The organism is Streptomyces sp. H39-C1 (assembly GCF_027158125.1).
Lineage (GTDB): Bacteria > Actinomycetota > Actinomycetes > Streptomycetales > Streptomycetaceae > Actinacidiphila > Actinacidiphila fildesensis.
The window spans coordinates 91,924-115,750 of the sequence record NZ_JAPVLS010000004.1 but is presented as its reverse complement, the minus strand read 5'-3'; the positions used below and the strand labels follow the sequence as shown (position 1 = coordinate 115,750).

Here is a 23,827-nt window from a genome sequence, read left to right as displayed (position 1 = left end):
GGTCTCGGGTGGATCAGATGGAGACGCCGTGCGAGCGGAGGTACGCCACGGGGTCGATGTCCGAGCCGTAGTCGGCCGTGGTGCGGGCCTCGAAGTGCACGTGCGGTCCGGTGACGTTGCCGGTCGCGCCGGACAGGCCGATCTGCTGGCCGGTGGTGACGGTCTCGCCGACCGACACGCTGAGCGAGGACATGTGGGCGCACAGCGTGTAGATGCCGTCGCTGTGCCGGATCACGACGTTGTTGCCGTAGGCCGAGTCGAAGCCCGCGGTGACGACGGTGCCGGCGCCCACGGCGTGGACCGGGGTGCCGGTGGACGCGGTGAAGTCGACGCCGGTGTGGTAGCCGGAGGACCACATGGAGCCGGGGACCTTGTAGCCGGTTCCGATGCCGCTGTTGACGGGCAGCACGAAGGAGTTGAGCTTCCTCCGCTCCTCCGCGGCACGGGCGGCGCGGGCCTCGGCGGCGCGCTCTGCCTTGATCTTCGCCTCGGCGGCGGCCTTCTTCTTGGCGGCCTCGGCGGCCTGGGCCACGCGCTTGGCCTCATCGGCCTTCCGCTTGGCCTCGGCGGCCTTGCGCTTCGTCTCGTCGGCCGCCTTGTGCTGGGCGGCGGCCTGGGCGGCGAGGGAGTTGGTGAGGCCCTCCGAGGCGTCGAGGGCGCGAGCGAACGACGTGTCCTCGATGGTGTTGGGAACGACGGCGCGTTCCGGGGTGGAGAGCGCGGTGGCCGCGGTGGCGCCGAAGGTGCCGGCTGCGGTCAGAACGGCTACGCCGGCCAGGGTGGTCCCGGTGCGGAGTGCGGCACGACGGGGACGGCGGTGCTTCCCGCTGGGCGCGGGCAGAACAGTGAACGCCATGGGTACGGCGAGATCCTTTCCTTCCTTCTCGCCTACCGGGTTAGCTGACGGGTTCGGAGCAGGAAGGTCTCCTACGGGCTGCCTCGTGTGGTGAAGACGGCCCGATTCACCCCAGGGACGTGGGTCCCCGGCTCCCCAGGCTCGCGCTGACGGGGACTCGGCGATCACTGCCCGGTTGCCGCTGGTCGCGGCGGATGGTGACGGACAGCAGAGCAGGACGCTAATCGGACCGCGTCGGTTACGGCAAACAGATCAGGTGATTTGTTGCGTTCGCCACAAGGGAGGTTTGCGGGCCGATAGAGATCCAAAACGCCCGGAACCCCGGCGCCCCAAGGGGTGCGCCAGGGTTCCGCCGCGCATCGGGACGGCGCCCGCGAGGAGGGCCGTCCACCCGTCCCCGGTAGGGGACGGCCGCCGCCGGAGGCCGGTCAGCCGGCCGCGATGACCTTCACCGGGCCGAGTCCCAGCTCCGTGACGGGTCCCTCGATCGCCGAGGCGTCGCCCACGAGGACGACGACCATGCGTTCCAGCGGGAAGGCGCTGACCACCGCGGCGGTCGCCTCCACGGTGCCGGTCCGCGCCAGCCGCGCGTACATCTGGGCCTGGAAGTCGTCCGGCAGGAACTGCTCGACCTGGTCCGCGAGCGTGCCGGCGACGGCCGCCGCCGTCTCGTAGCGCAGCGGAGCCACCCCGACGAGGTTCTGCACGGCGACGTCGCGCTCGTCGTCGGTGAGCCCCTCGGCCGCCAGGGTGCGGATGACCTGCCAGGCGTCGGCGAGCGCGGGTCCGGTGACCTCGGTGGCCACCGAGCCGCTGATGGCGAGCAGCGAGGCGCCCGTCCCCTCCTGTGTGGACAGGAGCACCTGGCCGAAGGCCCGCACGCCGTACGTGTAGCCCTTCTCCTCGCGCAGCACCCGGTCCAGCCGGGAGGTCAGGGTGCCGCCCAGGCAGTACGTGCCGAGCACCTGGGCCGCCCAGACCGGGTCATGGCGGTCGGAGCCGGTACGGCCGATCAGCAGCTGGGTCTGCACCGCGCCCGGCCGGTCCACGATCACCACGCGCGCGGTGTCGTCGGCGGTGATCTGCGGCAGCGGGCGGGGCTCCGCGGTCGAGCCGGTCCACTCGCCGAGCGTCTCGTCCAGCAGCGCGACCAGGTCGATACCGGTCAGATCACCGACGACGACGGCCGTGGTGGTGGCGGGACGCACGTACGCCTCGTAGAACGCCCTGACGGCCGCGGCGTCGATCCTCGCCACCGTCTGCTCGGTGCCCTGGCGCGGGCGGGAGCAGCGCAGATCGGCGGGGAACAGCTCCGCGGAGAGCGCCATGGAGGCGCGGCGGGCCGGGTTGGCCAGCTCGTGCGGGATCTCGTCGAGCCGGTTGTTGACCAGCCGCTCGACCTCGCTGTCGGGGAACGCGGGGGCGCGCAGGGCGTCCGCGAGCAGCCCGAGGGCCTTGTCCAGCCGGGAGGCCGGGACCTCCAGCGAGACCCGCACGCCCGGGTGGTCGGCGTGCGCGTCGAGCGTGGCGCCGCAGCGCTCCAACTCGGCGGCGAACTCCTCCGCGGTGAGCTTGTCGGTGCCCTCGGAGAACGCGCGGGCCATGATCGTGGCCACCCCGTCCAGGCCCTCGGGTTCGGCGTCCAGCGGCGCCGAGAGCAGCACCTCCACCGCGACGACCTTCTGGCCGGGACGGTGGCTGGTGAGCACGGTCAGCCCGTTGCCGAGCGTCGACCGGTCGGGGGCCGGGAAGGCCCACGGCTTGGGGGCGCCCGGCTGCGGCTGGGGGTGGAACGTCATGGTCGCGGCGACGTCGGTCACTGGTCCGCGCCTTCCTGCTCGGTCTCGTCGGCCGCCTCGTCGGGCGAGCCGGTGGGCTCGTAGACCAGGACGGCTCGGTTGTCGGGGCGCAGCCGGGCCGCGGCGACGGCCTGCACTTCCTCGGCAGTGATCTCCAACACCCGCTGGACGGCGCTGAGCGCCAGCTGCGGGTCGCCGTAGAGCACCGCGAAACGGCACAGCTCGTCGGCGCGGCCGGCGACCGTCGCGAGCCGGTCCAGCCACTCGCGCTCCAGCTGGGCCTGGGCCCGTTCCATCTCCTGCGGGGTGGGCCCCTCGGCGGCGAAACGGGCCAGCTCCTCGTCGACCGCGGCCTCGATGTCGGCCAGTTCGACGCCGCTGGACGCCTTGATGTCCAGCCAGCCGAGCGACGGCGCGCCGGCCAGCCGCAGCAGGCCGAACCCGGCCGCCACGGCGCTGCGGTCGTGCCGCACCAGCCGGTTGTGCAGCCGGGACGACTCACCGCCGCCGAGCACGGTCAGCGCCAGGTCGGCGGCGTCGGACTCCCGGGTGCCGTCGTGCGGCAGCCGGTACGCGGCCATCAGGGCGCGCGAGGGCACGTCCTCCTCGACGATCTCGCGGAGCTGTCCGCCCATCACGTCGGGCAGTGATCCGTCGCGGGGGGCGGGCTTGCCGTCGTGGCCGGGGATGGTGCCGAAGTACTTCTCGACCCAGGCCAGCGTCTGCTCGGGGTCGATGTCGCCGACCACGGCCAGCACCGCGTTGTTGGGCGCGTAGTACGTGCGGAAGAACGCCCGCGCGTCCTCCAGGGAGGCCGCGTCCAGATCGGCCATCGAGCCGATCGGGGTGTGGTGGTACGGGTGGCCGTCGGGGTAGGCCAGCGCGGTCAGCCGCTCGAAGGCCGTGCCGTACGGCACGTTGTCGTACCGCTGGCGGCGCTCGTTCTTGACGACGTCGCGCTGGTTCTCCAGGCTCTCCTCGTCGAGCGCGGTGAGCAGGCTGCCCATCCGGTCGGCCTCGAGCCACAGCGCCAGCTCCACCTGGTGGGCCGGCATCGTCTCGAAGTAGTTGGTGCGTTCGAAGCTGGTGGTGCCGTTGAGCGAACCGCCGGCGCCCTGGACCAGCTCGAAGTGACCGTTGCCCTTCACACTGGACGAGCCCTGGAACATCAAGTGCTCGAACAGGTGGGCCAGTCCGGTCCGGCCTTTCACCTCATGACGGGAACCGACGTCGTACCAGAGGCACACCGAGGCGACCGGGGTGAGGTGGTCCTGGGAGAGCACCACACGCAGGCCGTTCGCCAAGCGGTGTTCGGTTGCTGTCAGGCCGTCGGAGTCCTGCGGCTGTGTGCCGTCCGACGTGGCCGTGAGACCCATGGGCAAGCTGTCCTTCCGGTCGCGTGCACTTGTCTTGGTCGAGTGCTGACACTCTAGGCAAGCGTGCCGACACCACGCGAAGTTCCCGCTAACGGCACGCTTGTGCCGGGCGGTGGTCACCACTGTCAGTGAGCCGGTCCACAATGGTCCGCGTCAGTCCCGCTCAGGTCCAGGAAAAGGAGCAGCAGCCGCGATGGCCCGCCGCACCACGAAGACCCCTCCTCCCGACGACTTCGAGGAGCGCATCCTCGACATCGACGTCGTCGATGAGATGCAGGGCTCCTTCCTCGAGTACGCCTACTCGGTCATCTACTCGCGCGCCCTGCCCGATGCCCGCGACGGGCTCAAGCCCGTGCACCGGCGCATCGTCTACCAGATGAACGAGATGGGGCTGCGCCCCGACCGCGGTTACGTGAAGTGCGCCCGCGTCGTCGGCGAGGTGATGGGCAAGCTGCATCCGCACGGCGACGCCTCCATCTACGACGCCCTGGTGCGGATGGCGCAGCCGTTCTCCATGCGGCTGCCGCTGGTCGACGGGCACGGGAACTTCGGCTCCCTGGGCAACGACGACCCGCCCGCCGCGATGCGTTACACCGAGTCGAAGATGGCCGGGGCCGCCACGCTGATGGTGGAGTCCATCGACGAGGACACCGTCGACTTCTCGCCCAACTACGACGGTCAGGAGATGGAGCCGGTCACGCTCCCGGCCGCCTACCCGAACCTGCTGGTCAACGGCTCGTCGGGGATCGCGGTCGGCATGGCGACGAACATGCCGCCGCACAACCTCGGCGAGGTCATCGCCGCCGCCCGGCACCTGATCAAGCATCCGGGCGCGGACCTCGAGACCCTGATGCGCTTCGTGCCGGGTCCCGACCTGCCCACCGGCGGCCGGATCGTCGGCCTGGCCGGGGTGCGGGACGCGTACGAGACCGGCCGTGGCACGTTCAAGATCCGTGCCACCGTGGCCGTCGAGGACACCTCGCCGCGCCGCAAGGGCCTGGTCGTCACCGAGCTGCCGTTCACGGTCGGCCCGGAGAAGGTCATCGCGAAGATCAAGGACCTGGTCGGCGCGAAGAAGCTCCAGGGCATCGCCGATGTGAAGGACCTCACCGACCGGTCGCACGGCCTGCGCCTGGTGATCGAGGTCAAGAACGGCTTCCACCCCGAGGCCGTGCTGGAGCAGCTCTACAAGCTGACGCCGATGGAGGAGTCCTTCGGCATCAACAACGTGGCGCTGGTCGACGGGCAGCCGCTCACGCTGGGCCTCAAGGAGCTGCTGGAGGTCTATGTCGACCACCGCTTCGAGGTGGTCAGGCGGCGCAGCGAGTTCCGCCGCACCAAGCGCCGGGACCGGCTGCACCTGGTCGACGGCCTGCTCGTCGCCCTCATCGACATCGACGAGGTCATCTCGATCATCCGGTCGAGTGACAATTCGGCGCAGGCCAAGGAACGGCTGATCGCCCACTTCTCGCTGTCCGAGATCCAGACCCAGTACATCCTGGACACCCCGCTGCGCCGGCTCACGCGGTTCGACCGCATCGAGCTGGAGTCCGAGCGCGACCGGCTCAACGCCGAGATCGAGGCGCTCACGGTGATCCTGGATTCGGACGCCGAGCTGCGCAAGCTGGTCTCCAACGAGCTCGCGGCGGTAGCCAAGCAGTACGGCACCGACCGCCGCACCGTCCTCCTGGAGTCGGCGGGCGCGCCGGTCTCGGCCGTCCCGCTGGAGGTCGCCGACGACCCGTGCCGGGTGCTGCTGTCCTCGACGGGGCTGCTGGCGCGGACCGCCAACGGCGAGGAGTTCGACGACGGCGAGGGCAAGCGGGCCAAGCACGATGTGATCGTCTCCGCGGTGCCGACCACCGCGCGCGCCGACGTCGGCGCGGTCACCTCCGCCGGCCGGCTGCTGCGGCTCACGGTGATCGACCTGCCGATGATGCCGGACACGGCGGGGGCGCCGAACCTGGCGGGCGGCGCGCCCGTCTCGGAGTTCCTGTCCCTGGAGACCGGCGAGCGGGTGCTCTGCCTGACGACGCTCGACGAGTCCTCCCCCGGTCTCGCGCTCGGCACCGAACAGGGCATCGTCAAGCGGGTGGTCCCGGACTATCCCGCGAACAAGGACGATCTCGAGGTCATCGGCCTCAAGGACGGCGACCGGGTCGTGGGCGCCGTGGAGCTGCGCACCGGCGAGGAGGACCTGGTCTTCATCACCGACGACGCCCAGCTGCTGCGGTACCCGGCCTCGCAGGTGCGCCCCCAGGGGCGCCCGGCGGGCGGCATGACCGGCATCAAGCTGACCGACGGGGCGAAGGCGATCTCCTTCACGGCCGTCGACCCGGCCGTGGACGCGGTGGTGTTCACCGTGGCCCGTGCCGAGGGAACGCTCGACGGTTCGGTCCAGGGCACCGCCAAGCTCACCCCGTTCGAGCAGTATCCGCGCAAGGGCCGGGCGACCGGCGGGGTGCGCTGCCAGCGCTTCCTGCGCGGTGAGGACGGTCTGGTGCTCGCCTGGGCGGGCGCGGTCCCGGCCCGCGCCGCGACGGCGACGGGCCTGCCCGCCGACCTTCCCCCGAAGGACCCCCGCCGGGACGGTTCAGGGGTGGCGCTGGCCAAGCCGATCACGGTGGTGGCCGGACCGGTCTAGGCACCGGGTTCACCCGGGAGCGAGCGAACAGGGCGCGGCACCGTCGGTGCCGCGCCCTGTCGCGCTCCGGTTAGGCTGCCCTGTGTGAGTACGTGCACGAACGCTTCGGCGGAGCTGGCCGAACCGCTCGCCGCCACCGCCGCCACCGCCAGAACATGGCTCCTGCTCGAACAGCCCGGTCCCTGGGGCGCGAAGGCCTTCACCGCGAGCCATCTGGATCCGGTGGTGGGCCGGGCCCTGGAGAAGGCCGCGGACGGCACCGGCGTCAGGGTCGCGCTGATCCGGCGTCCGGGACGCCACGCGGACTGCCACGTCCCGTCCCGGCACCACGTGCTCGTCGCCCATGTGGTTCCCGGGCGGTCCTGGGTCCGGCAGGACGTGATCGACGATCCCGCCGCCCTGCTGGAGCTGGATTTCCCGGCGCTGGGCGCCGGGGCGCATCAGGAATTCGGCGAGCCGCACCACGAGCCGGTCGCGCTCGTCTGCACCAACGGCAAACGTGACCGCTGCTGCGCCCTGTACGGCCGCCCGCTCGCCGCGCGGCTGGCGGCCGAGGGCGTCAGCGACGTCTGGGAGATCACCCATATCGGCGGCCACCGGTTCGCCCCCACCATGCTCGTCCTGCCGTCCGGCTACGCCTACGGGCGGGTCGACGCGGACCTGGCGCACGGAGTGCTCAAGGCGGCCCGCGACCACCGGATCACGCTCGACGGCTGCCGGGGCGCCTCCGCCTGGGACCGGCCGGGCCAGGCCGCCGACCTCGCGGTGCGTTCCCTGACCGGCGAGGTCCGGGCGGGAGCGCTCGTGGTGACGCGCACGGACGGCTCGGCGCCGTCCTGGACGGTGCGGGTGACGCACGCCGACGGCCGGGCCTGGGACGTCGGCGTCACCGGGTCCGCGGCGCTGCCGCCGCGCCCGGAGAGCTGCGGAGCGGCCCTCGGCTCGCCCGCCCGGATGGATGTCACGGGGATCAGGGCGGTGGCCGGGGGCCGCTGACAGCGGCGGCGCGGGGGCCGGACGGGGTGCGGATCAGCCGGCCTTCTTCACGAACTCCGAGGTGTAGGTCTTCTCCAGGTCCACCGTGGCGTGCTGCAGAGTCGGGTTGAAGGCCTTGAGGACCTTCTCGACGGTCTGCGGCCCGTCGGCCGGCATGACGCCGTCCTTGGTGAACATCGGCAGCGTGGCCTTGATCGCCTGGGCGTACAGCTCCTTGCCGCCCTGCGCGTAGTCGGCCGGCATCTTCGCGGCGATCTCCTCCGGGGTGTGCGTGGACATCCAGCCGAGCGTCTTGACGAAGGCGTTGGCCATCTTCTGCACCGTCGCCTTGTGGCTGTTCACCCAGTCGGTGCTCATGTAGAGGCTGGACGACGGGTAGAGGCCGCCGAGCGCCGCCTTCGAGCCCTCAGGAGTGCGCATGTCGTACAGCACCTTGCCGATGCCCTTGTCGAGGATCTGCGCGACGGTCGGGTCGGTCGTCATACCGCCCTGGATCGAGCCCTGCTGCAGGGCGGCGATGAACGTCTGGCCCGCGCCGACGGCGACGGGTGTGAAGTCGCTGACGTCGACGCCGTTCTTGACGGCGAGGTACTTGGTGAGGAAGTCGGTGGAGGAGCCGAGGCCCGTCACGCCGAGCTTCTTGCCCTTGAAGTCCTTGGCCGAGGAGATGTCGCCGGCCGCCTTGGTGGAGACCACCTCGACCTCGCCGGGGGCCTGCGCCAGCTGAACCACGGACTCGATGATCTTGCCCTTGACCTGCAGGTCGAGGGTGTGGTCGTAGAACCCGACGACGCCCTGCACATCGCCGGAGACCAGCGAGGTGGTGGCCTGCACGCCGGCCGGCTCGGTGAGCAGCTGGACGTCGAGGCCCTCGGCCTTGAAGAAGCCGAGCTGCTGGGTGAGCATCGCGGGCAGGTAGATGACCTTGTCCAGGCCGCCCACCATGATCTTGACCTTGCCGTTGTCGCCCGCCGCCGAGGAGTCGCCGCCGCAGGCGGTGAGGGTGGTGAGGGCGAGCGCTCCGGCGACCGCGGCCGCGGAGATTCTGGCCATGCTGCGCATGTTCACGTCCTTGTGAGGGGGTGGAGAAAGTGGAGGGGGTACGGGGATCCGGGTGTTCGGGTCTCGCGGGACCGGGCTCACGTCCGCGGGGTCCCCGCGTCCGGATCCCGGTCGATCGGATGTCAGCGTTCGGTGCCTGGCTCCGCCGGCTTCCAGCGGAACAGCCGTTTCTCGCCGAACGTCAGCAGCCCTTCGGCCAGCAGTGCCACCACGGCGAGGATCACCATGGCCGCGTACACCCCGGCCGCGTTGAAGGTGCCCTGCGAGGCGGAGACCAGCAGGCCGAGGCCCTTGGTCGCGCCGATGTACTCGCCGACGATGGCGCCGATCAGCGCGAAACCGAACGAGACGTGCAGGCTGGTGAAGATCCATGACGTGGCGGACGGGATGACCACCTGCAGCGTCACCCGGCGGTTGCTCGCGCCGAGGATCCGGGCGTTGGAGACCAGGTTGCGGTCCACCTCCCTCGCCCCCTGGAAGGCGTTGAAGAAGACCGGGAAGAAGACCAGGACGACCGCGGAGGCGACCTTCGAGGCCGGGCCGAGGCCGAACCAGATGAGGAAGATCGGCGCCAGCACGATGCGCGGCAGCGCGTTGAGGACCTTGATGTACGGGCCGAGGACGTCCGCCAGGAAGCGGACCCGGCCGAGCGCGATGCCCAGCAGCACACCGGCGATGACGCCGATGATCCAGCCGAAGAGCGCCTCGTAGAGCGTGTACCAGATCTGCTCCCACAAGGAGCCCTGCGCGGTGCCGTGCAGCGCCCACTCACGGATCTGGTCCCAGATCTTCGACGGCATCGAGAAGTTGAACGGATCGATGATCCCGGCGCGGGCGAACCACTCCCACAGGCCGATCACGGCGACGAGCAGCAGCAGACGGGTCCCGTAGACCAGGACCCGGCGGTTGCGGGCGGCCCGCGCCCTGGCCTGGGTGCGCTCGGTGGACGCCTTGGCGGGCCGGTCCTTGGTGGTGACGGTGTCGGCGACGGCGGTTTCAGGCTGCATTGCCGGCTCCCCTCTCGCGGGTGATGCGGACCTCTTCGCCCAGCGAGGACCAGATCTCCCGGTAGATCTCCAGGAACCGCGGTTCCATCCGGACCTCCTCGACCTTGCGCGGCCGTGGCAGGTCGATCGTGAAGACCTCCTTGACGGTCGCGGGTCCCGCCGTCATGACCACGACCTTGTCGGCGAGGGCGATGGACTCCTCCAGGTCGTGCGTGACGAACACGACGGAGGAGCCGGTGCCGGCCCACAGGTCCAGCAGTTCGTCCGACATCAGCGCCCGGGTCTGCACATCGAGCGCCGAGAAGGGCTCGTCCATCAGCAGGATCTCGGGATCGTTGACGAAGGTCGCGGCGAGCGCGACGCGCTTGCGCTGGCCGCCCGACAGCTGGTGCGGATAGCGGTCCTCGAAGGACGTCAGGCCCACCCGGGCCAGCCATTCGCGGGCCCGTTCCTTCGCCTCGGCCTTGGGTGTGCCGCGGAAGCGCGGACCGGCCATCACGTTGGACAGCACGGTGCGCCAGGGGAAGACGGCGTCCTGCTGGAAGACGAACCCGACCTTGTCGCCGATGCCGCGGACCGGCTCGCCGGCCACCAGCACCTCGCCCTCGGTCGGCTCCTCCAGGCCGCTGACCAGGGTCAGCGTCGTGGACTTGCCGCATCCGGTCGGTCCGACGATCGCGACGAACTCGCCGCGCTCCACGGTCAGGTCCAGATCACGTACGGCGGTGTGCAGCGCCCCGGACGGGGTCCGGAACGCCTTGCTCGCTCCCCGCAACTCGATGGCGGGACTCGTTTGACTGCTCATGGGGCGGGACGCTAGGCGCGGCCCGGGTCGTGGCGGCAGCCTTGTGAGCACAGGGCGCCTTCTGCTCACAACCGCTGTTCTGCTCGTTTTGCTCGCTCCCGCACAACGAAAGCGAAACGGAGGGTGGGCATCCGCCTCTATGGCGTTTACGTTGCGTTCACAGCCGGGACACGGCGGCACGCCGTGGCAGCGAACCGTTGTGAATCATCCGTTATCACCGCACATCACCACAGCAGAAGGAGACCGCATGCGCATCCGGTGGCCGCGTCGCGTCTCCGCACAGGTTCTGCTGACCCAGGTCGCGATCACCACGGGCGTCACCGTGCTGGCCACCGGGCTCTTCCTGGCGCCGCTGAGCCACCAGCTCGACGACCAGGCGATGCGTCGCGCCCTGTCCATCGCGCAGACCGCCGCGGCCGAACCGCAGATCGCGGATTCGCTGCTCACGTCGGAGCCCACCCCCGACGGGCCGGTCCAGGCCGAGGCCGAGCGCATCCGCCACGCCACCCGGGCCGAGTACGTCGTCGTGATGGACCTCAACGGAACGCGCTGGTCGCACACGACGGAGGACCGGATCGGTGAGCATGTCTCCACCGATCCCGGCGAGGCGCTGGCCGGTCAGGAGGTCATGCAGATCGACAACGGCACCCTGGGCCGCAGCGCCCGGGGGAAGGTGCCGCTGCGCGACAGCAGCGGCCGGATCGTCGGCGCGGTCTCCGTCGGCATCGCCTACGACAGCGTCCGCGACCGGCTGCTGGGCGCGGTCCCTGGGCTGCTGCTGTACGCGGCCGCCGCGCTCGCGGTGGGTGTGCTGGCCGCGATCGGCGGCTCCCGAAGGCTACAGCGCCGCACCCACGGGCTCGCGTTCGCCGACATCTCCTCGCTGCTCGACGAGCGCGAGGCGATGCTGCACGGCATCCGGGAGGGCGTCGTGGCGCTCGACCGGCAGGGCAGGATCCGGCTGGTCAACGACGAGGCCGGGCGGCTGCTCGGGCTCGGCCCCGACGCCACCGGACACGTCCTGGACGACGTCCTGCCGCCGGGCCGCACCACGGACGTCCTGACCGGCCGGGTCGAGGGCACCGACCTGCTGACGGTGAGCGGCGGCCGGGTGCTGGTCACCAACCGGATGCCGACCGGTGACGGCGGCGCGGTCGCCACCCTGCGCGACCGTACGGAACTGGAGCTGCTCGGCCGGGAGCTGGACAGCACCCACGGGCTGCTGGACGCGCTGCGCGCCCAGGACCACGAACACGCCAACCGGCTGCACACCCTGCTGGGCCTGCTGGAACTGGGCCTGCACGACGAGGCGGTGGAATTCGTCGTGGAGGTCGCCGACACCCACCGGTCGTCCGCGGAGCAGATCGCCGAGCAGGTGCGGGACCCGCTGCTATCCGCCCTGCTGGTCGGCAAGGCGGCCATCGCCGCCGAACGCGGGGTCGCCCTGCGGATCTCCGCCGCGACCGGGCTGCCCGACCGGGTGGTCGATCCACGCGATCTGGTGACCGTGCTGGGCAACCTCATCGACAACGCCCTGGACGCGGCGTCCGCGCACCGCACCGCCGACTCCTTCGTGGAGGTCGAGCTGCGGACCGAGGAGGACACCACCGCTGTCCTGCGGGTCTCCGACACCGGCCCCGGGGTGCCGCCCGAGGCCCGCGACCTCATCTTCACCGAAGGCTGGTCCACGAAGGAGCGGCCCGCGCACCGCGGCCGGGGGCTGGGCCTGGCGCTGGTCAGGCGGCTCGCCGAGCGGTACGGCGGCATCGCCCGGGTCACCGCCCGTGCGGGCGGCGGCGCGGTCTTCACCGTGGTGCTGCCGGAGGCTCTCGTCGCGGAGGACGTCAGCGGCCGCCTGACCGGCCACCCCACCGAACGCGATCAGCTCGCCGCGCTCACGGAGCTCACCGGCGCAAGGGAGACACGATGATCGAGGTACTGGTCGTGGACGACGACTTCCGCGTCGCCGAGATCAACGCGGCCTACGTGGCGAAGGTCCCCGGCTTCCGGGTGGCCGGCCGCGCCCACACCGCCGCCCACGCGCTGGCGACCCTGGAGCGCACCCGGATCGACCTGATCCTGCTCGACCACTATCTGCCGGACGAGACGGGCCTGACGCTGATCCGCCGGCTGCGGCAGCTCGGCCACCACGCCGACGTGATCATGGTGACCGCCGCCCGCGATGTCGCGACCGTCCAGGCCGCGATGCGGTACGGCGCGCTGCAGTACCTGGTCAAGCCGTTCACGTTCGCCGGGCTGCGGGCCAAGCTCGACGGGTACGCGGCGCTGCGCCGCACCCTGGACGGGGTCGGCGGGGGCGGCGAGGCCGGCCAGGAGCAGGTCGACCGGATCTTCGGTGCGCTGCGGACGGCGGGAGCGGCCTCGGCCGAACTGCCCAAGGGCCACTCGGCGCCGACCGCGGAACTGATACGGCGGGTGCTGCGCGAGGCCGGGCATCCGCTGTCCGCCCATGAGGTCGCCGAGCTGGCCGGGTTGAGCCGCTCCACGGCGCAGCGCTATCTGAAGTACCTGGAGCAGGCCGGGCGGATCGGCCTGACCCTCAAGTACGGCGACACCGGCCGCCCCGAGCACCGCTACGCCTGGGCGGCGGCGGACTGACCCGGTGCACGGGCCGTTCCGCCGCCGCGTCACACCGCTCCGGCGCCGGTGAGGGAACGGACCTCCGTCTCCGCGAACTTGGCCCCGTCCCCGGGTTCCGGGAAGAGCACGGTGCCCAGCCAGCCCGCCAGGAAGCCCAGCGGGATGGAGACCAGTCCCGGGTTCTCCAGCGGGAAGAGATGGAAGTCCACACCGGGGAAGAGGGCGTCGGGCCGTCCGGAGACGACGGGCGACAGCACGACGAGGAGCAGTGCGGGGATCAGCCCGCCGTAGATCGCGCAGACCGTTCCCCGGGTGGTGAAACGGGGCCAGAACAGGGAGAACAGCAGCGCGGGCAGGTTCGCCGAGGCGGCCACCGCGAAGGCGAGGCCCACGAGGAACGCGATGTTCTGCCCCTGCGCGAACAGGCTCAGCGCGATCGCCACCGCGCCGATCCCGACCGCGGCGAAGCGCGCCACCCGCACCTCGTCGTTCCCGGACGCGGGGCCCGCGTGCTTCCCGCTGCGGCGCAGCGTGGCGTACAGGTCATGCGCTACCGAGGCGGACGAGGCCAGGGTGATCCCGGCGACCACCGCCAGGATCGTCGCGAAGGCCACCGCGCCGACGACGGCGAACAGAACCGTTCCGCCTGTGGAACCGGCTCCCCCGCCCAGATCCTGGGCCAGCAGCGGTACGGCGGTGTTGCCGGCCGCGTTGGAGGTGCGTACGGCGTCCGAGCCCACGACCGCCGCGGCGCCGAAGCCGAGGACGATCGTCATCAGGTAGAAGGAGCCGATCAGCCCGATCGCCCAGACCACCGACCGGCGGGCGGAACGGGCGGTGGGCACCGTGTAGAAGCGCGACAGGATGTGCGGCAGCCCGGCCGTGCCGAGCACCAGGGCGATCCCGAGGCTGATGAAGTCCAGCTTCGAGGTCCAGCTCCCGCCGTACTTGAGGCCGGGCGCCAGGAAGGCGCTGCCGTGTCCGCTGCCGGCCGCCGCGGAACGCAGCAGGCCGTTCAGATCGCCGTGGAAGCGGATCAGCACCAGCACGACGAGCGTGATGGTGCCGCCCATCAGCAGCACGGTCTTGACGATCTGGATCCACGTCGTCGCGCGCATGCCGCCGAACGAGACGTAGACGACCATCAGGCCGCCGACCCCGATCACCGTCCAGGTCCGGGACGCGCCGCCCTGCCCGCCGAGCAGCAGCGCCACCAGGCTGCTCGCGCCGACCATCTGCGCGACCAGGTAGAGCACCGAGACGATGACCGAGGAGGTGCCGGCCGCGATCCGGACGGGCCGCTGCCGCATCCGGGCGGAGAGCACATCGGCGAGGGTGTAGCGGCCGCAGTTGCGGACAAGTTCCGCGACGAGCATGAGGACGACGAGCCAGGCGACCAGGAAGCCGACCGAGTACAGCAGGCCGTCGTAGCCGAAGAGCGCGATGAGACCGGAGATGCCGAGGAACGACGCCGCCGACATGTAGTCGCCCGCGATGGCGAAACCGTTCTCCATGGGGGAGAAGAGCCGGCCCCCGGCGAAGAACTCGACCGACGAGCTGCGTCGCCGGCCCGCCCAGGCGGTGATGGCCAGGGTGACGGACACGAAGATCGTGAACAGGACGAGAGCGAGCCCCTGGTGCTCGTTCGCCGGATCTGCCAGGTACCGGACCATCAGCGCATCCGCTCCTGGGTGTCCCAGCGCAGGTCGAGCGCCGCCCGGTCCCTGCGCAGCCGCGCATGCCGCGAGTAGGCCCAGGTCAGCAGGAACGTCGTGGCGAACTGCGCCAGTCCCGCGACCATCGCCACATTGAGCTCACCGGCCACCGGGCGGCTCATCAGACCCGGCGCCACCGTGGCCGCCACCACGTAGAGCAGATACCAGGCGAGGAAGGCCGCGACCGCCGGAAAGGCGAACCGGCGGTACTGGCCGCGCACTTCCTGGAACGCGGCGCTCTGCTGCACCTCCAGGTAGACCGCGGCCCGGTCCTGCTCCGCCCCCGCGACGGGCGCCGCAGACGGCGCCGGCACGGGTGACGGTGCCGGCGTCGTCGGGTCCGGAACCCAGAGACCGGCGGCCAGGGCGTCGTACCAGGGGTCGTCCACCCGCAGCGCGCCCGGGTCGCCCCCGTCGTGCTTGTCCACCGAACTCTCCTCGCTTCACAAGCCAATTGGCCGTGCGCCCAAGCATGGACAGAGTGGGAAGATCCGGTGCCATCAAGCTGAAACGTTCACCCCATCAGGTGATGCCGTGCCGGTAGGCATATCCGACGACCTGTGAAAGCAGCGGTGCTCCCCCACCCGGGGGGGTGGGGGAGCACCGGTCGGCCTGCGGGTGCGGCTAGGCGTCGATGCGGGACCGGTCGAGCGTCGCCGCCGAGTTGGTGATGAACTCCTTGCGCGGTGCGACCTCGTTGCCCATGAGCAGGTCGAACGCCTGCTCCGCGGCCTCGAGGTCGCTGATGTTGATCCGGCGCAGGGTGCGGTGGCGCGGGTCCATCGTGGTCTCCGCGAGCTGGTTGGCGTCCATCTCACCCAGCCCCTTGTAGCGCTGGATGCCGTCCTTGTAGCGGACGTTCCGGCGCTGCAGGTCGAGCAGCGTCTGCCGCAGCTCGCTGTCCGAGTAGGTGTAGATGTACTTGTCCTGCCCCTTCTTGGGCTGGACGAGCTCGACGCGGTGCAGCGGCGGCACGGCGGAGAAGACCCTGCCCTGCTCGACCATCGGACGCATGTAGCGCTGGAACAGCGTGAGCAGCAGGCACCGGATGTGCGCGCCGTCGACGTCGGCGTCCGCGAGGAAGATCACCTTGCCGTAGCGCGCCTGGTCGATGTCGAAGGTCCGGCCCGACCCGGCTCCTATCACCTGGATGATCGCGCCGCACTCGGCGTTCTTCAGCATGTCCGACACCGACGACTTCTGGACATTCAGAATCTTGCCGCGGATCGGCAGCAGCGCCTGGAACTCCGAGTTCCGGGCCACCTTGGCCGTGCCGAGTGCCGAGTCGCCCTCGACGATGAACAGCTCGGTGCGGTCCACGTCGTCGCTGCGGCAGTCCGCCAGCTTCGCCGGCAGCGAGGAGGTCTCCAGCGCCGTCTTCCGGCGCTGCGCGTCCTTGTGCTGGCGGGCCGCGATGCGGGTGCGCGCGGCGGCGACGATCTTCTCCAGCACCGCCCGCGCCTGGAGCTTCGTGTCGCGCTTGGCGGAGGTCAGGAACTCCTTGAGCTCCTTGGCCACGACGTTGGCCACGATCCGGTTGGCGGCCGAGGTGCCGAGCACCTCCTTGGTCTGGCCCTCGAACTGCGGCTCGGCCAGCCGTACGGTGACGACCGCCGTCAGACCCTCCATGGCGTCGTCCTTGACGACGTCGTCCTCGGCGACGCGCAGCAGCTTCGCGGAGCGCAGCACCTCGTTGACGGTCTTGGTGATGGCCCGCTCGAAGCCCGTGACGTGCGTGCCGCCCTTGGGGGTGGCGATGATGTTCACGAACGACCGCGACACGGTGTCGTACCCCGTGCCCCAGCGCATCGCGATGTCGACGCCCAGCTCACGGGTGACCTCGGTCGCCGTCATGTGGCCGCGGTCGTCCAGGACCGGGACGGTCTCCTTGAAGCTGCCGCTGCCGGTCAGCCGCAGGACGTCGCAGATCGGCTTGTCCTGGGAGAGGTACTCGCAGAACTCGCTGATGCCGCCGTCGTAGTGGAAGACGTCCTCGACGGCCTTGCCGTCACCTTCCAGGTCGCGCTCGTCGCGGACGACGATGGTCAGCCCCGGCACCAGGAAGGCCGTCTGGCGGGCGCGCTGGTGGAGGTTCTCCAGCGAGATCTTGGCGTCCTTGAGGAAGATCTGGCGGTCCGCCCAGTACCGGACGCGGGTGCCGGTCCTGGCCCTGGGGACCTTCTTCGACTTGTTCAGGCCACTCGCCGCGTCGAAGGAGGAGTCGGGACCCGCTCCGGAGAAGGAGCCGGGGACACCGCGCCGGAAGCTGATGGCGTGCGTGTGACCGCTCCGGTCGACCTCGACGTCGAGGCGGGCGGACAGCGCGTTGACGACCGAGGCGCCGACACCGTGCAGGCCGCCGGAGGCCGCGTAGGAGCCACCGCCGAACTTGCCGCCGGCGTGCAGCTTGGTCATCACGACCTCGACGCCCGACAGCCCGGTCTTGGGCTCCACGTCGACCGGGATGCCGCGGCCGTTGTCACGGACCTCGACCGAGGAGTCGCTGTGCAGGAAGACCTCGATGCGGTCGCAGTGACCGCCGAGGGCCTCGTCGACGGAGTTGTCGATGATCTCCCACACGCAGTGCATGAGGCCACGGCTGTCGGTCGACCCGATGTACATGCCGGGGCGCTTGCGGACCGCCTCCAGCCCCTCGAGGACAAGAAGATGCCGCGCGGTGTAGTTGGAACCGTCGCGATCTGCGCCCGTCAGCAGCGCGGAGGACGGCACGGATGTTTCGGCGGTCACGCGGGCAGCTCCTCGATAAAGTTCTTCGGCTGTGTCGGTGAGAGGGTACCGAGACCTGGTACGCCGGTTGTGCCGCGACCCGGTATCCGGGCCCCAGAGTAGCCCCGTATCGATCGTACGTTCGATACCTCATTTGAGTGATACCCATGTCACGTTCCCATTGAGGCATGAACCATTTAGGCTCCGGGCACGTCCTCACCAACAACCGGCAACCCAGTCGGTGGACACAACCGGACAAGCGCCCCAAAAGCGACAACTAACGCATCAGAGGCCAATCAGCTACCAACAGGTAGCATCCAGTCACTTCGAAGTCAGATTTCGAGGAAAAGCCACGAGCGGGAACGTTTTCGGCCTGGTTGGATGTTGACCCTGGTACGACAGCTCGTCGAGCTAGAGAAGAGGCGACGTGACTACAGTTCTGACCCCCGCGAGCCCGCTGACGGCGGCGGACCGCTGCGACCGTTGCGGCGCCCAGGCATACCTGCGCGTCGTCCTCATCAGTGGCGGCGAACTGCTCTTCTGCGCGCACCACGGGCGCAAGTTCGAGCCCGAACTCAAGAAGATCGCTGCGGAAATACAGGACGAAACCGGCCGACTCACCGACACCCCGGCGCAAACGGTCGAGGACGAGCACTGACACATCGCACCTGCGACGAGCTCGGACCGACGGGCGGCCGGACCCCACCAGGGGCCGGGCCGCCCGTCGGCTCTTCCGGGCCCGTCAACGGTGCCGGGTGCCCATGGCGCTCGTGACCAGTGCGCGGACCGCGGAGATCCGGGTGTAGACCCCGGGATGCCCGGCCTCGGCGCATCCGGTGCCCCAGGAGACCAGGCCGACCAGCTTGCCGCCGACGACCAGCGGCCCGCCGCTGTCGCCCTGGCAGGCGTCCTTGCCGCCCTGCGGCTCCCCGGCGCACAGCATGGTCCTGCTGAGGTAGGTGCCGTCCGCGTTGCCCGGGTAGGCGCGCTGACAGACCGCGTCGTCGAGCAGCACCACCTCCGCGGACCGCAGGACCGGTGAGTACGCCCCGGCGCCTGTGGTGTCCCCCCAGCCGGACACGAGGGCCTTCGAGCCCGCCAGGTAGTCCTGCGGGTCGCCCGCCCCCGCCATCGCGATGGCCGAACCTGCGGGCAGCGGCTTCTCAAGTGTGATGACCGCCACATCGCCGGCATGGGTCACCGGGTCGTATCCCGGGTTGATCCGGACCTGTCGCAGCCGTATTTCCTGGCCGTTCACGCCCCTGAGGTCGAGCCGGCCGGCTATGACGCGCAGATCCCGGGCGTTCCGCCAGTCCCCGCCGAGCACATCGCGGCCGAAGCAGTGCGCCGCGGTGATCACGGTCGAGGCGGAGACCACCGCCCCGCCGCAGAACTGGCCGGATCTCGTCGGTCCGAAACGGTCACGGCTGGCCAGCGCCACCACCCAGGGCTGCTGCCCGGCGACGACCTGGTCGCCGCCTATGACCACCGCCTCGGCCTTCGGCCCGGCGCCGGCGACCCCGAGCGGCACGATCAACGTGGCCAGCGCCACCGCCGATCCGCTGAGCAGCATCCGGAACGTGGAACGCATACGGCCTCCTGACCCTGTGGATCCCTCTGGAAACCCAGAGTGATCCATAGGACCGGAGGCCGCATCCGCTGGATTCGGAAGGATCAGTCCAGATAGTCCCGCAGCACCTGCGAGCGCGACGGGTGCCGAAGCTTCGACATCGTCTTCGACTCGATCTGGCGGATCCGCTCGCGCGTGACCCCGTAGACCTTGCCGATCTCGTCGAGCGTCTTCGGCTGTCCGTCCGTGAGGCCGAAGCGCATGGAGACCACGCCCGCCTCCCGCTCGGACAGGGTGTCGAGCACCGAGTGCAGCTGCTCCTGCAGGAGCGTGAAGCTGACCGCGTCGGCCGGCACGACCGCCTCGGAGTCCTCGATGAGGTCTCCGAACTCGCTGTCGCCGTCCTCACCCAGCGGGGTGTGGAGGGAGATCGGCTCACGGCCGTACTTCTGGACCTCGATGACCTTTTCGGGGGTCATGTCGAGTTCCTTGGCCAGCTCCTCCGGGGTGGGCTCGCGGCCCAGGTCCTGGAGCATCTGGCGCTGCACACGGGCGAGCTTGTTGATGACCTCGACCATGTGCACCGGGATACGGATGGTGCGGGCCTGGTCGGCCATCGCGCGGGTGATCGCCTGGCGGATCCACCACGTGGCGTACGTGGAGAACTTGAAACCCTTCGTGTAGTCGAACTTCTCGACCGCACGGATCAGGCCCAGGTTGCCCTCCTGGATCAGGTCCAGGAAGAGCATGCCGCGGCCGGTGTAACGCTTGGCCAACGAGACCACGAGGCGGAGGTTGGCCTCCAGCAGGTGGTTCTTGGCCCAGCGGCCGTCCTCGGCGATGATCTCCAGCTCGCGCTTGAGCTTGGGAGCGAGCTTGTCAGCCGCCGCCAGCTTGTCCTCCGCGAACAGGCCGGCCTCGATGCGCTTGGCGAGCTCGACCTCCTGCTCCGCGTTGAGCAGCGGAACCTTGCCGATCTGCTTCAGGTAGTCCTTGACCGGGTCGGCGGTGGCCCCGGCCACCGCGACCTGCTGGGCGGGAGCGTCGTCCTCGTCGTCGTCGGAGAGCACGAAGCTCTCGGACTCGGGCTTGTCCGACTCCTCGTCACCCTTGCCGGGCGTGGTCGTCTCGTCGGCTTCTTCACCGTCGGCGGCCTCGTCGTCGCCCGAGGTCTTCTTGGCGGCGGTCTTCTTGGCCGCCGTCTTCTTGGCGGCGGCCTTCTTGACCGCCGTCTTCTTGGCCGCCGGCTTCGCGGCGGGTGCGTCGGATTCGTCGACCGAATCCACCGTCTCGGCCTCCACAGCCCCCGCGGGAGCGGTGGCGGCCTTGGCGGCGACGGTCTTCTTGGCGACGGTGGCCTTGGTGACGACCGTCTTGGTGGCGGTGCGCTTCGCCGGGCTCTTGGCTGCGACGCTCTTCCGAGTGCGCTTGGGCTCCTCAGCGGCACTGACCATCAGCGTCACACCTTCCTCATCGAGGACCTGGTTGAGGCTGCGCAGAACGTTCTTCCACTGGGTTGCCGGAATCTGGTCCGCTTCGAAGGCCCGACGCACGTCATCGCCGGCGATCTGCCCCTGAGCCTTACCCCGCTCGATGAGCGCCATCAGAGACTCGGACTCGGCGATCTCCGGCGGGAGCGTACGGGATGTGCTGGCCGACACGAACAACCTCTCGGAACGATGGGAACGACTCGGTGGAACCGCTCAGGAACACAGCGTCAGAACTGTCGCTGCTATTCCTTGTGCGGCCATCACCTCTTAAGTCATCGCGCTGCCTCGCCAAGCGTTACGCCCGGCCCACGTGGCCCGAGTCACACCCCATACCAACGGTAACGGTCGGATAACAGGATATTCTTCGCGCATCGGCTGCCGCCGGCCCCGGACCGTGGGTCCGGGGCCGGCTGCGGTTCGGCCGTACGGTCAGTGCTCGCGCGGAGCCGGGACGACGTGATCGGTGGCGGCGACCTCGGTGTGCACGGCGAGGAGCTGGCGCATCGTGGCCTCGGCGCCGACCCCGTCGCCCGAGGCGAGCGCGTCGACGATCCGCCGGTGCAGGGTCACGGCGGGCTCTCCGGGCCGCTCGCAGCCGGTGACCGGGCCGCCCGACACGTGCAGGGCGGAGGAGACGATGCCGGCCAGGTGCTCGAGCATCCGGTTCCCGGCCACCTGCAGGAGCAGGGAGTGGAACTCCGCGTCCGCCCGGGAGAACGTCAGGGAGTCGCCCTGGGCGGCGGCGTGCCCCATGATCTCCACCATGTCGGCGAGGCGCTGCTGGACGTCCTCGCGGCCGTGTCCGGCGGCGAGCCGTGCGGCGAGCGGCTCGATGGTCCAGCGCAGCTCGAACAGTTCGCGGCGCTGGTCGTCACGCTGCGGGCCGAAGGCCCGCCATTCGATGATGTCGGGGTCCAGCAGATTCCAGTCGGCGACCGGGCGGACCCGGGTGCCGACGTTGGGCCTGGCGCTGACGAGGCCCTTGGCCTCGAGGACGCGCAGGGACTCGCGCACCACGGTGCGGGAGACCTCGAAACGCTGGCCGATCTCCTCCGGGACGAGCGGCCGGTCGGCGCCCAGGTCGCCGGAGACGATCATCTGTCCGAGCTGCTGGACGAGTTGGCCGTGCAGCCCGCGGCCACGACTGCCGCCGGCCCGGCGGCCGACGCGGCCCATGTCCGAGTCGGCGCCGTCCCAGGAGGGAAGGCCGGGGCGGTCGACACCTGAGGCGTCGGCATACGAGTAGCGGTCGAGCTCGGCCGGGCCGACGATGCTGGAGTCGGCGGAACGAGCCGTGGTCATCAGGGTGTGCGCAAGGGTACTCACGCATCCTTTGTCGGCGATGCCACGGCGGGCCTTGAGGGCTTTGCTGAAAAGCACACGAAAGGGTGAGCACTCATCACCTGATAATTGACGCTTTATCGGAACGAAACGCCCTGCATGACAGGCCAGAGAGACAGTTCCGTTTATCCGACCGCGAGTTGGGCGGCGTCAACGTCGGCGACCCCGCAACACCGTTGCGAGGTGGGCGCAGAGCAGCACGGTGAGCGACAACACGAAGGCACAGCCGACCTCGTCGGCCAGCCGGTGGAGCAGGATTCCGTTCCGGTAGGCGATCTCCCCGATGTGCGCGGAGGTGGTGCCGTAGATCACCAGGCGGCTGCCGGTCGCCGCGGCGATCTCGGCGCCGCCGTCGGTCAGTACCCCGGCGAGCCGCTGGGCGTGCGGGGAGTGGACGGCCACATGCGGGCGCAGCCGGGTGCGGGTGAACTCCTCGGCGGACTGGTCCGCCACCAGGCGGCCGCCGTCGATCGTGACGACCCGGTCGGACGTCCTGGCCATCGCCTTGGCATCGCGCCCGGTGACCAGGACGGCTCCGCCGTCGGCCGCGTAGGCCCGCAGCAGCGCATGCACCCAGGCGGCTTCACGGGGTGTCAGGCCGAACGACGGTTCGTCCAGGAAGAGGGTCCGCGGTTCGGCGAGGAGCGCCGCGCCGAGGCCGAGCCGCCGGTCCATGCCGAGCGAGTAGGTGCTCAGCCGCTGGTCCGCGAGGCCGGTGAGGCCGACGACGTCGAGGACTTCGTCGGCCCGCTCCGCCGGCACGCCGAGGGCGGCGGTGAGCATACGGAGATGGTTCCGCGCGGTGCGGCCGGGGTGCCCCGGCACATCGCCGAGGAGGATGCCGACCTCGCGGCTCGGGTGCCGGACTCCGTGCAGGGGGGTGCCGTTGAAGAGGGTGACGCCGCGGCCCGCCTCGAGTTCGAGCATCAGGCGCAGCGTGGTCGATTTCCCCGCGCCCGGCGCGCCGAGCAGGCCGGTGACCTGCCCGGGGCGGACCTCGAAGGTGAGGTCGTCGACCGCGGGCGGACCGTTACGGCGGGGCATGCTGGTCAATCCGATGGCCTGGATCACCCTTGCACCATAACGCCCTAAATCAGACCTCTGGTCGCAACATGGGCGGATTGAGCAGAGCAGCCCCTCCGGCCTGGAACAGCTGGGCGGGGCGGCCGCCCTGACGGGTCGTCGTACCGCCGGTCGGTACGAGGAATCCGACGGTGCCCGTCACCTTGCGGTGGAAGTTGCGGGGATCGAGGGCCACCCCCCACACCGCCTCGTACACCCGCCGCAGCTCACCGACGGTGAACTCGGGCGGGCAGAAGGCGGTTGCCAGGGAGGAGTACTCGATCTTCGACCTGGCACGCTCGACCCCGTCGGCCAGGATCCGCGCGTGGTCGAAGGCCAGCGGAGCGGCCTCGCCCGCCGTGTCGAAGCCGTCCTGCTCCAGCAGCGAGCCGACCGGGGCCCAGCGGGCGCTGCGCGCGTCGCCGCCCGCGCGGGGCGCGGGCAGATCGGGCGCCAGGACGAGATGGGCGACGCTGACGACCCGCATCCGGGGGTCGCGGTGCGGGTCGCCGTACGTGGCCAGCTGTTCGAGATGAGCGCCGCTCTGGGCGCGCAGGCCGGTCTCCTCGGCGAGTTCGCGTGCCGCGGCCTGGGACAGGTCCTCGTCCGCTCTGACGAACCCGCCGGGCAGCGCCCAGCGCCCTTGGTAGGGCGGCTCGCCCCGGCGGACGGCGAGCGCGCACAGGGCGTGGTGCCGCACCGTGAGCACGACCAGGTCGACGGTGACGGCGAAGGGTGGAAAGGCCGACGGGTCGTAGGGCGACATGGCGCGATCA

At 70.6% G+C, this 23,827-nt stretch carries 18 protein-coding genes, 1 pseudogene and 1 riboswitch; of the genes and pseudogenes, 5 read left to right on the top strand and 14 right to left on the bottom strand.

Features of this window, described 5'->3' with window-relative positions:
* Window positions 1–13 precede the first annotated feature (13 nt).
* The 3 genes from O3W51_RS04460 to O3W51_RS04450 all read right to left on the bottom strand — a co-directional run bounded on the left by O3W51_RS04460 (window position 14) and on the right by O3W51_RS04450 (window position 4,031).
* The gene (locus O3W51_RS04460) at window positions 14–856 is read right to left on the bottom strand and encodes a M23 family metallopeptidase (protein WP_138357491.1); all 843 of its coding nucleotides are present in this window, start codon (window positions 854–856) and stop codon (window positions 14–16) included.
* 15 nt (window positions 857–871) lie between these two features.
* Window positions 872–1,029: riboswitch (cyclic di-AMP (ydaO/yuaA leader) on the bottom strand.
* Window positions 1,030–1,284: 255 nt separating this feature from the next.
* The gene (locus O3W51_RS04455; RefSeq protein ID WP_138357490.1) at window positions 1,285–2,676 is read right to left on the bottom strand and encodes a M16 family metallopeptidase; all 1,392 of its coding nucleotides are present in this window, start codon (window positions 2,674–2,676) and stop codon (window positions 1,285–1,287) included.
* Window positions 2,673–4,031, bottom strand: coding sequence for a M16 family metallopeptidase (locus O3W51_RS04450; protein WP_138357489.1), 1,359 nt, complete (start codon window positions 4,029–4,031; stop codon window positions 2,673–2,675). The genes O3W51_RS04455 and O3W51_RS04450 overlap by 4 nt, the downstream gene beginning before the upstream one ends.
* 193 nt (window positions 4,032–4,224) lie before the next feature.
* Here O3W51_RS04450 and O3W51_RS04445 point away from each other — a divergent pair, with 193 nt between their 5' ends.
* Window positions 4,225–6,675: a DNA gyrase/topoisomerase IV subunit A gene (locus O3W51_RS04445; RefSeq protein ID WP_138357488.1), complete on the top strand. Its 2,451-nt coding sequence runs from the start codon at window positions 4,225–4,227 to the stop codon at window positions 6,673–6,675.
* An 84-nt stretch (window positions 6,676–6,759) separates the two neighbouring features.
* A complete protein-coding gene (locus O3W51_RS04440) occupies window positions 6,760–7,671 on the top strand; it encodes a sucrase ferredoxin (RefSeq protein ID WP_138357487.1) in 912 nt (303 codons plus the stop codon).
* A 33-nt stretch (window positions 7,672–7,704) separates the two neighbouring features.
* On the opposite strand, the gene O3W51_RS04435 is transcribed toward O3W51_RS04440, so the two are convergent.
* From O3W51_RS04435 to O3W51_RS04425, 3 genes are all read right to left on the bottom strand, one after another.
* Complete coding sequence (locus tag O3W51_RS04435) at window positions 7,705–8,733, bottom strand: ABC transporter substrate-binding protein (RefSeq protein WP_269283910.1); 1,029 nt, start codon at window positions 8,731–8,733, stop codon at window positions 7,705–7,707.
* 122 nt (window positions 8,734–8,855) lie between these two features.
* On the bottom strand, window positions 8,856–9,740 hold the full coding sequence (locus O3W51_RS04430) for an ABC transporter permease (RefSeq protein ID WP_164293661.1): 885 nt from the start codon (window positions 9,738–9,740) through the stop codon (window positions 8,856–8,858).
* A complete protein-coding gene (locus tag O3W51_RS04425; RefSeq protein WP_138357484.1) occupies window positions 9,730–10,545 on the bottom strand; it encodes an ABC transporter ATP-binding protein in 816 nt (271 codons plus the stop codon). The genes O3W51_RS04430 and O3W51_RS04425 overlap by 11 nt, the downstream gene beginning before the upstream one ends.
* 247 nt (window positions 10,546–10,792) lie before the next feature.
* On the opposite strand from O3W51_RS04425, the gene O3W51_RS04420 reads away from it, so the two are divergent.
* Entirely contained in the window at window positions 10,793–12,475 is a 1,683-nt protein-coding gene (locus O3W51_RS04420; protein ID WP_269283903.1) for a sensor histidine kinase, read from the top strand.
* On the top strand, window positions 12,472–13,164 hold the full coding sequence (locus O3W51_RS04415) for a response regulator (RefSeq protein ID WP_164293659.1): 693 nt from the start codon (window positions 12,472–12,474) through the stop codon (window positions 13,162–13,164). The genes O3W51_RS04420 and O3W51_RS04415 overlap by 4 nt, the downstream gene beginning before the upstream one ends.
* 29 nt (window positions 13,165–13,193) lie before the next feature.
* Here O3W51_RS04415 and O3W51_RS04410 read toward each other — a convergent pair whose 3' ends face one another.
* From O3W51_RS04410 to O3W51_RS04400, 3 genes are all read right to left on the bottom strand, one after another.
* The gene (locus O3W51_RS04410) at window positions 13,194–14,819 is read right to left on the bottom strand and encodes a solute symporter family protein (protein WP_138357481.1); all 1,626 of its coding nucleotides are present in this window, start codon (window positions 14,817–14,819) and stop codon (window positions 13,194–13,196) included.
* Window positions 14,819–15,289 (bottom strand): DUF485 domain-containing protein, encoded by a 471-nt coding sequence (locus tag O3W51_RS04405; RefSeq protein WP_138357480.1) that lies wholly within the window; start codon window positions 15,287–15,289, stop codon window positions 14,819–14,821. Before O3W51_RS04405 ends, O3W51_RS04410 begins: the two co-directional genes overlap by 1 nt.
* A 196-nt stretch (window positions 15,290–15,485) precedes the next feature.
* Window positions 15,486–17,609 (bottom strand): DNA gyrase/topoisomerase IV subunit B, encoded by a 2,124-nt coding sequence (locus O3W51_RS04400; protein WP_269283896.1) that lies wholly within the window; start codon window positions 17,607–17,609, stop codon window positions 15,486–15,488.
* A 406-nt stretch (window positions 17,610–18,015) separates the two neighbouring features.
* Here O3W51_RS04400 and O3W51_RS04395 point away from each other — a divergent pair, with 406 nt between their 5' ends.
* Entirely contained in the window at window positions 18,016–18,246 is a 231-nt protein-coding gene (locus tag O3W51_RS04395; protein WP_138357478.1) for a DUF7455 domain-containing protein, read from the top strand.
* 84 nt (window positions 18,247–18,330) lie between these two features.
* On the opposite strand, the gene O3W51_RS04390 is transcribed toward O3W51_RS04395, so the two are convergent.
* From O3W51_RS04390 to O3W51_RS04370, 5 genes and pseudogenes are all read right to left on the bottom strand, one after another.
* A complete protein-coding gene (locus tag O3W51_RS04390) occupies window positions 18,331–19,179 on the bottom strand; it encodes a S1 family serine peptidase (protein WP_138357477.1) in 849 nt (282 codons plus the stop codon).
* A gap of 83 nt (window positions 19,180–19,262) precedes the next feature.
* Window positions 19,263–20,819 (bottom strand): RNA polymerase sigma factor, encoded by a 1,557-nt coding sequence (locus O3W51_RS04385; RefSeq protein WP_138357476.1) that lies wholly within the window; start codon window positions 20,817–20,819, stop codon window positions 19,263–19,265.
* A gap of 258 nt (window positions 20,820–21,077) precedes the next feature.
* Window positions 21,078–22,028, bottom strand: coding sequence for a FadR/GntR family transcriptional regulator (locus O3W51_RS04380; protein ID WP_269283889.1), 951 nt, complete (start codon window positions 22,026–22,028; stop codon window positions 21,078–21,080).
* 186 nt (window positions 22,029–22,214) lie between these two features.
* Window positions 22,215–23,060: pseudogene (locus tag O3W51_RS04375) on the bottom strand (ATP-binding cassette domain-containing protein); the annotation flags it as partial.
* A gap of 22 nt (window positions 23,061–23,082) precedes the next feature.
* Window positions 23,083–23,817 carry an NUDIX hydrolase gene (locus O3W51_RS04370; protein WP_138357287.1) on the bottom strand — a complete coding sequence of 245 codons (735 nt, stop codon included), beginning with the start codon at window positions 23,815–23,817 and terminating at the stop codon, window positions 23,083–23,085.
* Window positions 23,818–23,827 lie beyond the last annotated feature (10 nt).

What these genes read in the sequence shown, in the direction of transcription:
- O3W51_RS04460 (WP_138357491.1), bottom strand. Translation starts at nt 856, where the DNA reads ATGGCGTTCACTGTTCTGCCCGCGCCCAGCGGGAAGCACCGCCGTCCC.
- O3W51_RS04450 (WP_138357489.1), bottom strand. Translation starts at nt 4,031, where the DNA reads ATGGGTCTCACGGCCACGTCGGACGGCACACAGCCGCAGGACTCCGAC.
- O3W51_RS04445 (WP_138357488.1), top strand. Translation starts at nt 4,225, where the DNA reads ATGGCCCGCCGCACCACGAAGACCCCTCCTCCCGACGACTTCGAGGAG.
- O3W51_RS04435 (WP_269283910.1), bottom strand. Translation starts at nt 8,733, where the DNA reads ATGCGCAGCATGGCCAGAATCTCCGCGGCCGCGGTCGCCGGAGCGCTC.
- O3W51_RS04430 (WP_164293661.1), bottom strand. Translation starts at nt 9,740, where the DNA reads ATGCAGCCTGAAACCGCCGTCGCCGACACCGTCACCACCAAGGACCGG.
- O3W51_RS04425 (WP_138357484.1), bottom strand. Translation starts at nt 10,545, where the DNA reads ATGAGCAGTCAAACGAGTCCCGCCATCGAGTTGCGGGGAGCGAGCAAG.
- O3W51_RS04420 (WP_269283903.1), top strand. Translation starts at nt 10,793, where the DNA reads ATGCGCATCCGGTGGCCGCGTCGCGTCTCCGCACAGGTTCTGCTGACC.
- O3W51_RS04415 (WP_164293659.1), top strand. Translation starts at nt 12,472, where the DNA reads ATGATCGAGGTACTGGTCGTGGACGACGACTTCCGCGTCGCCGAGATC.
- O3W51_RS04410 (WP_138357481.1), bottom strand. Translation starts at nt 14,819, where the DNA reads ATGGTCCGGTACCTGGCAGATCCGGCGAACGAGCACCAGGGGCTCGCT.
- O3W51_RS04390 (WP_138357477.1), bottom strand. Translation starts at nt 19,179, where the DNA reads ATGCGTTCCACGTTCCGGATGCTGCTCAGCGGATCGGCGGTGGCGCTG.
- O3W51_RS04370 (WP_138357287.1), bottom strand. Translation starts at nt 23,817, where the DNA reads ATGTCGCCCTACGACCCGTCGGCCTTTCCACCCTTCGCCGTCACCGTC.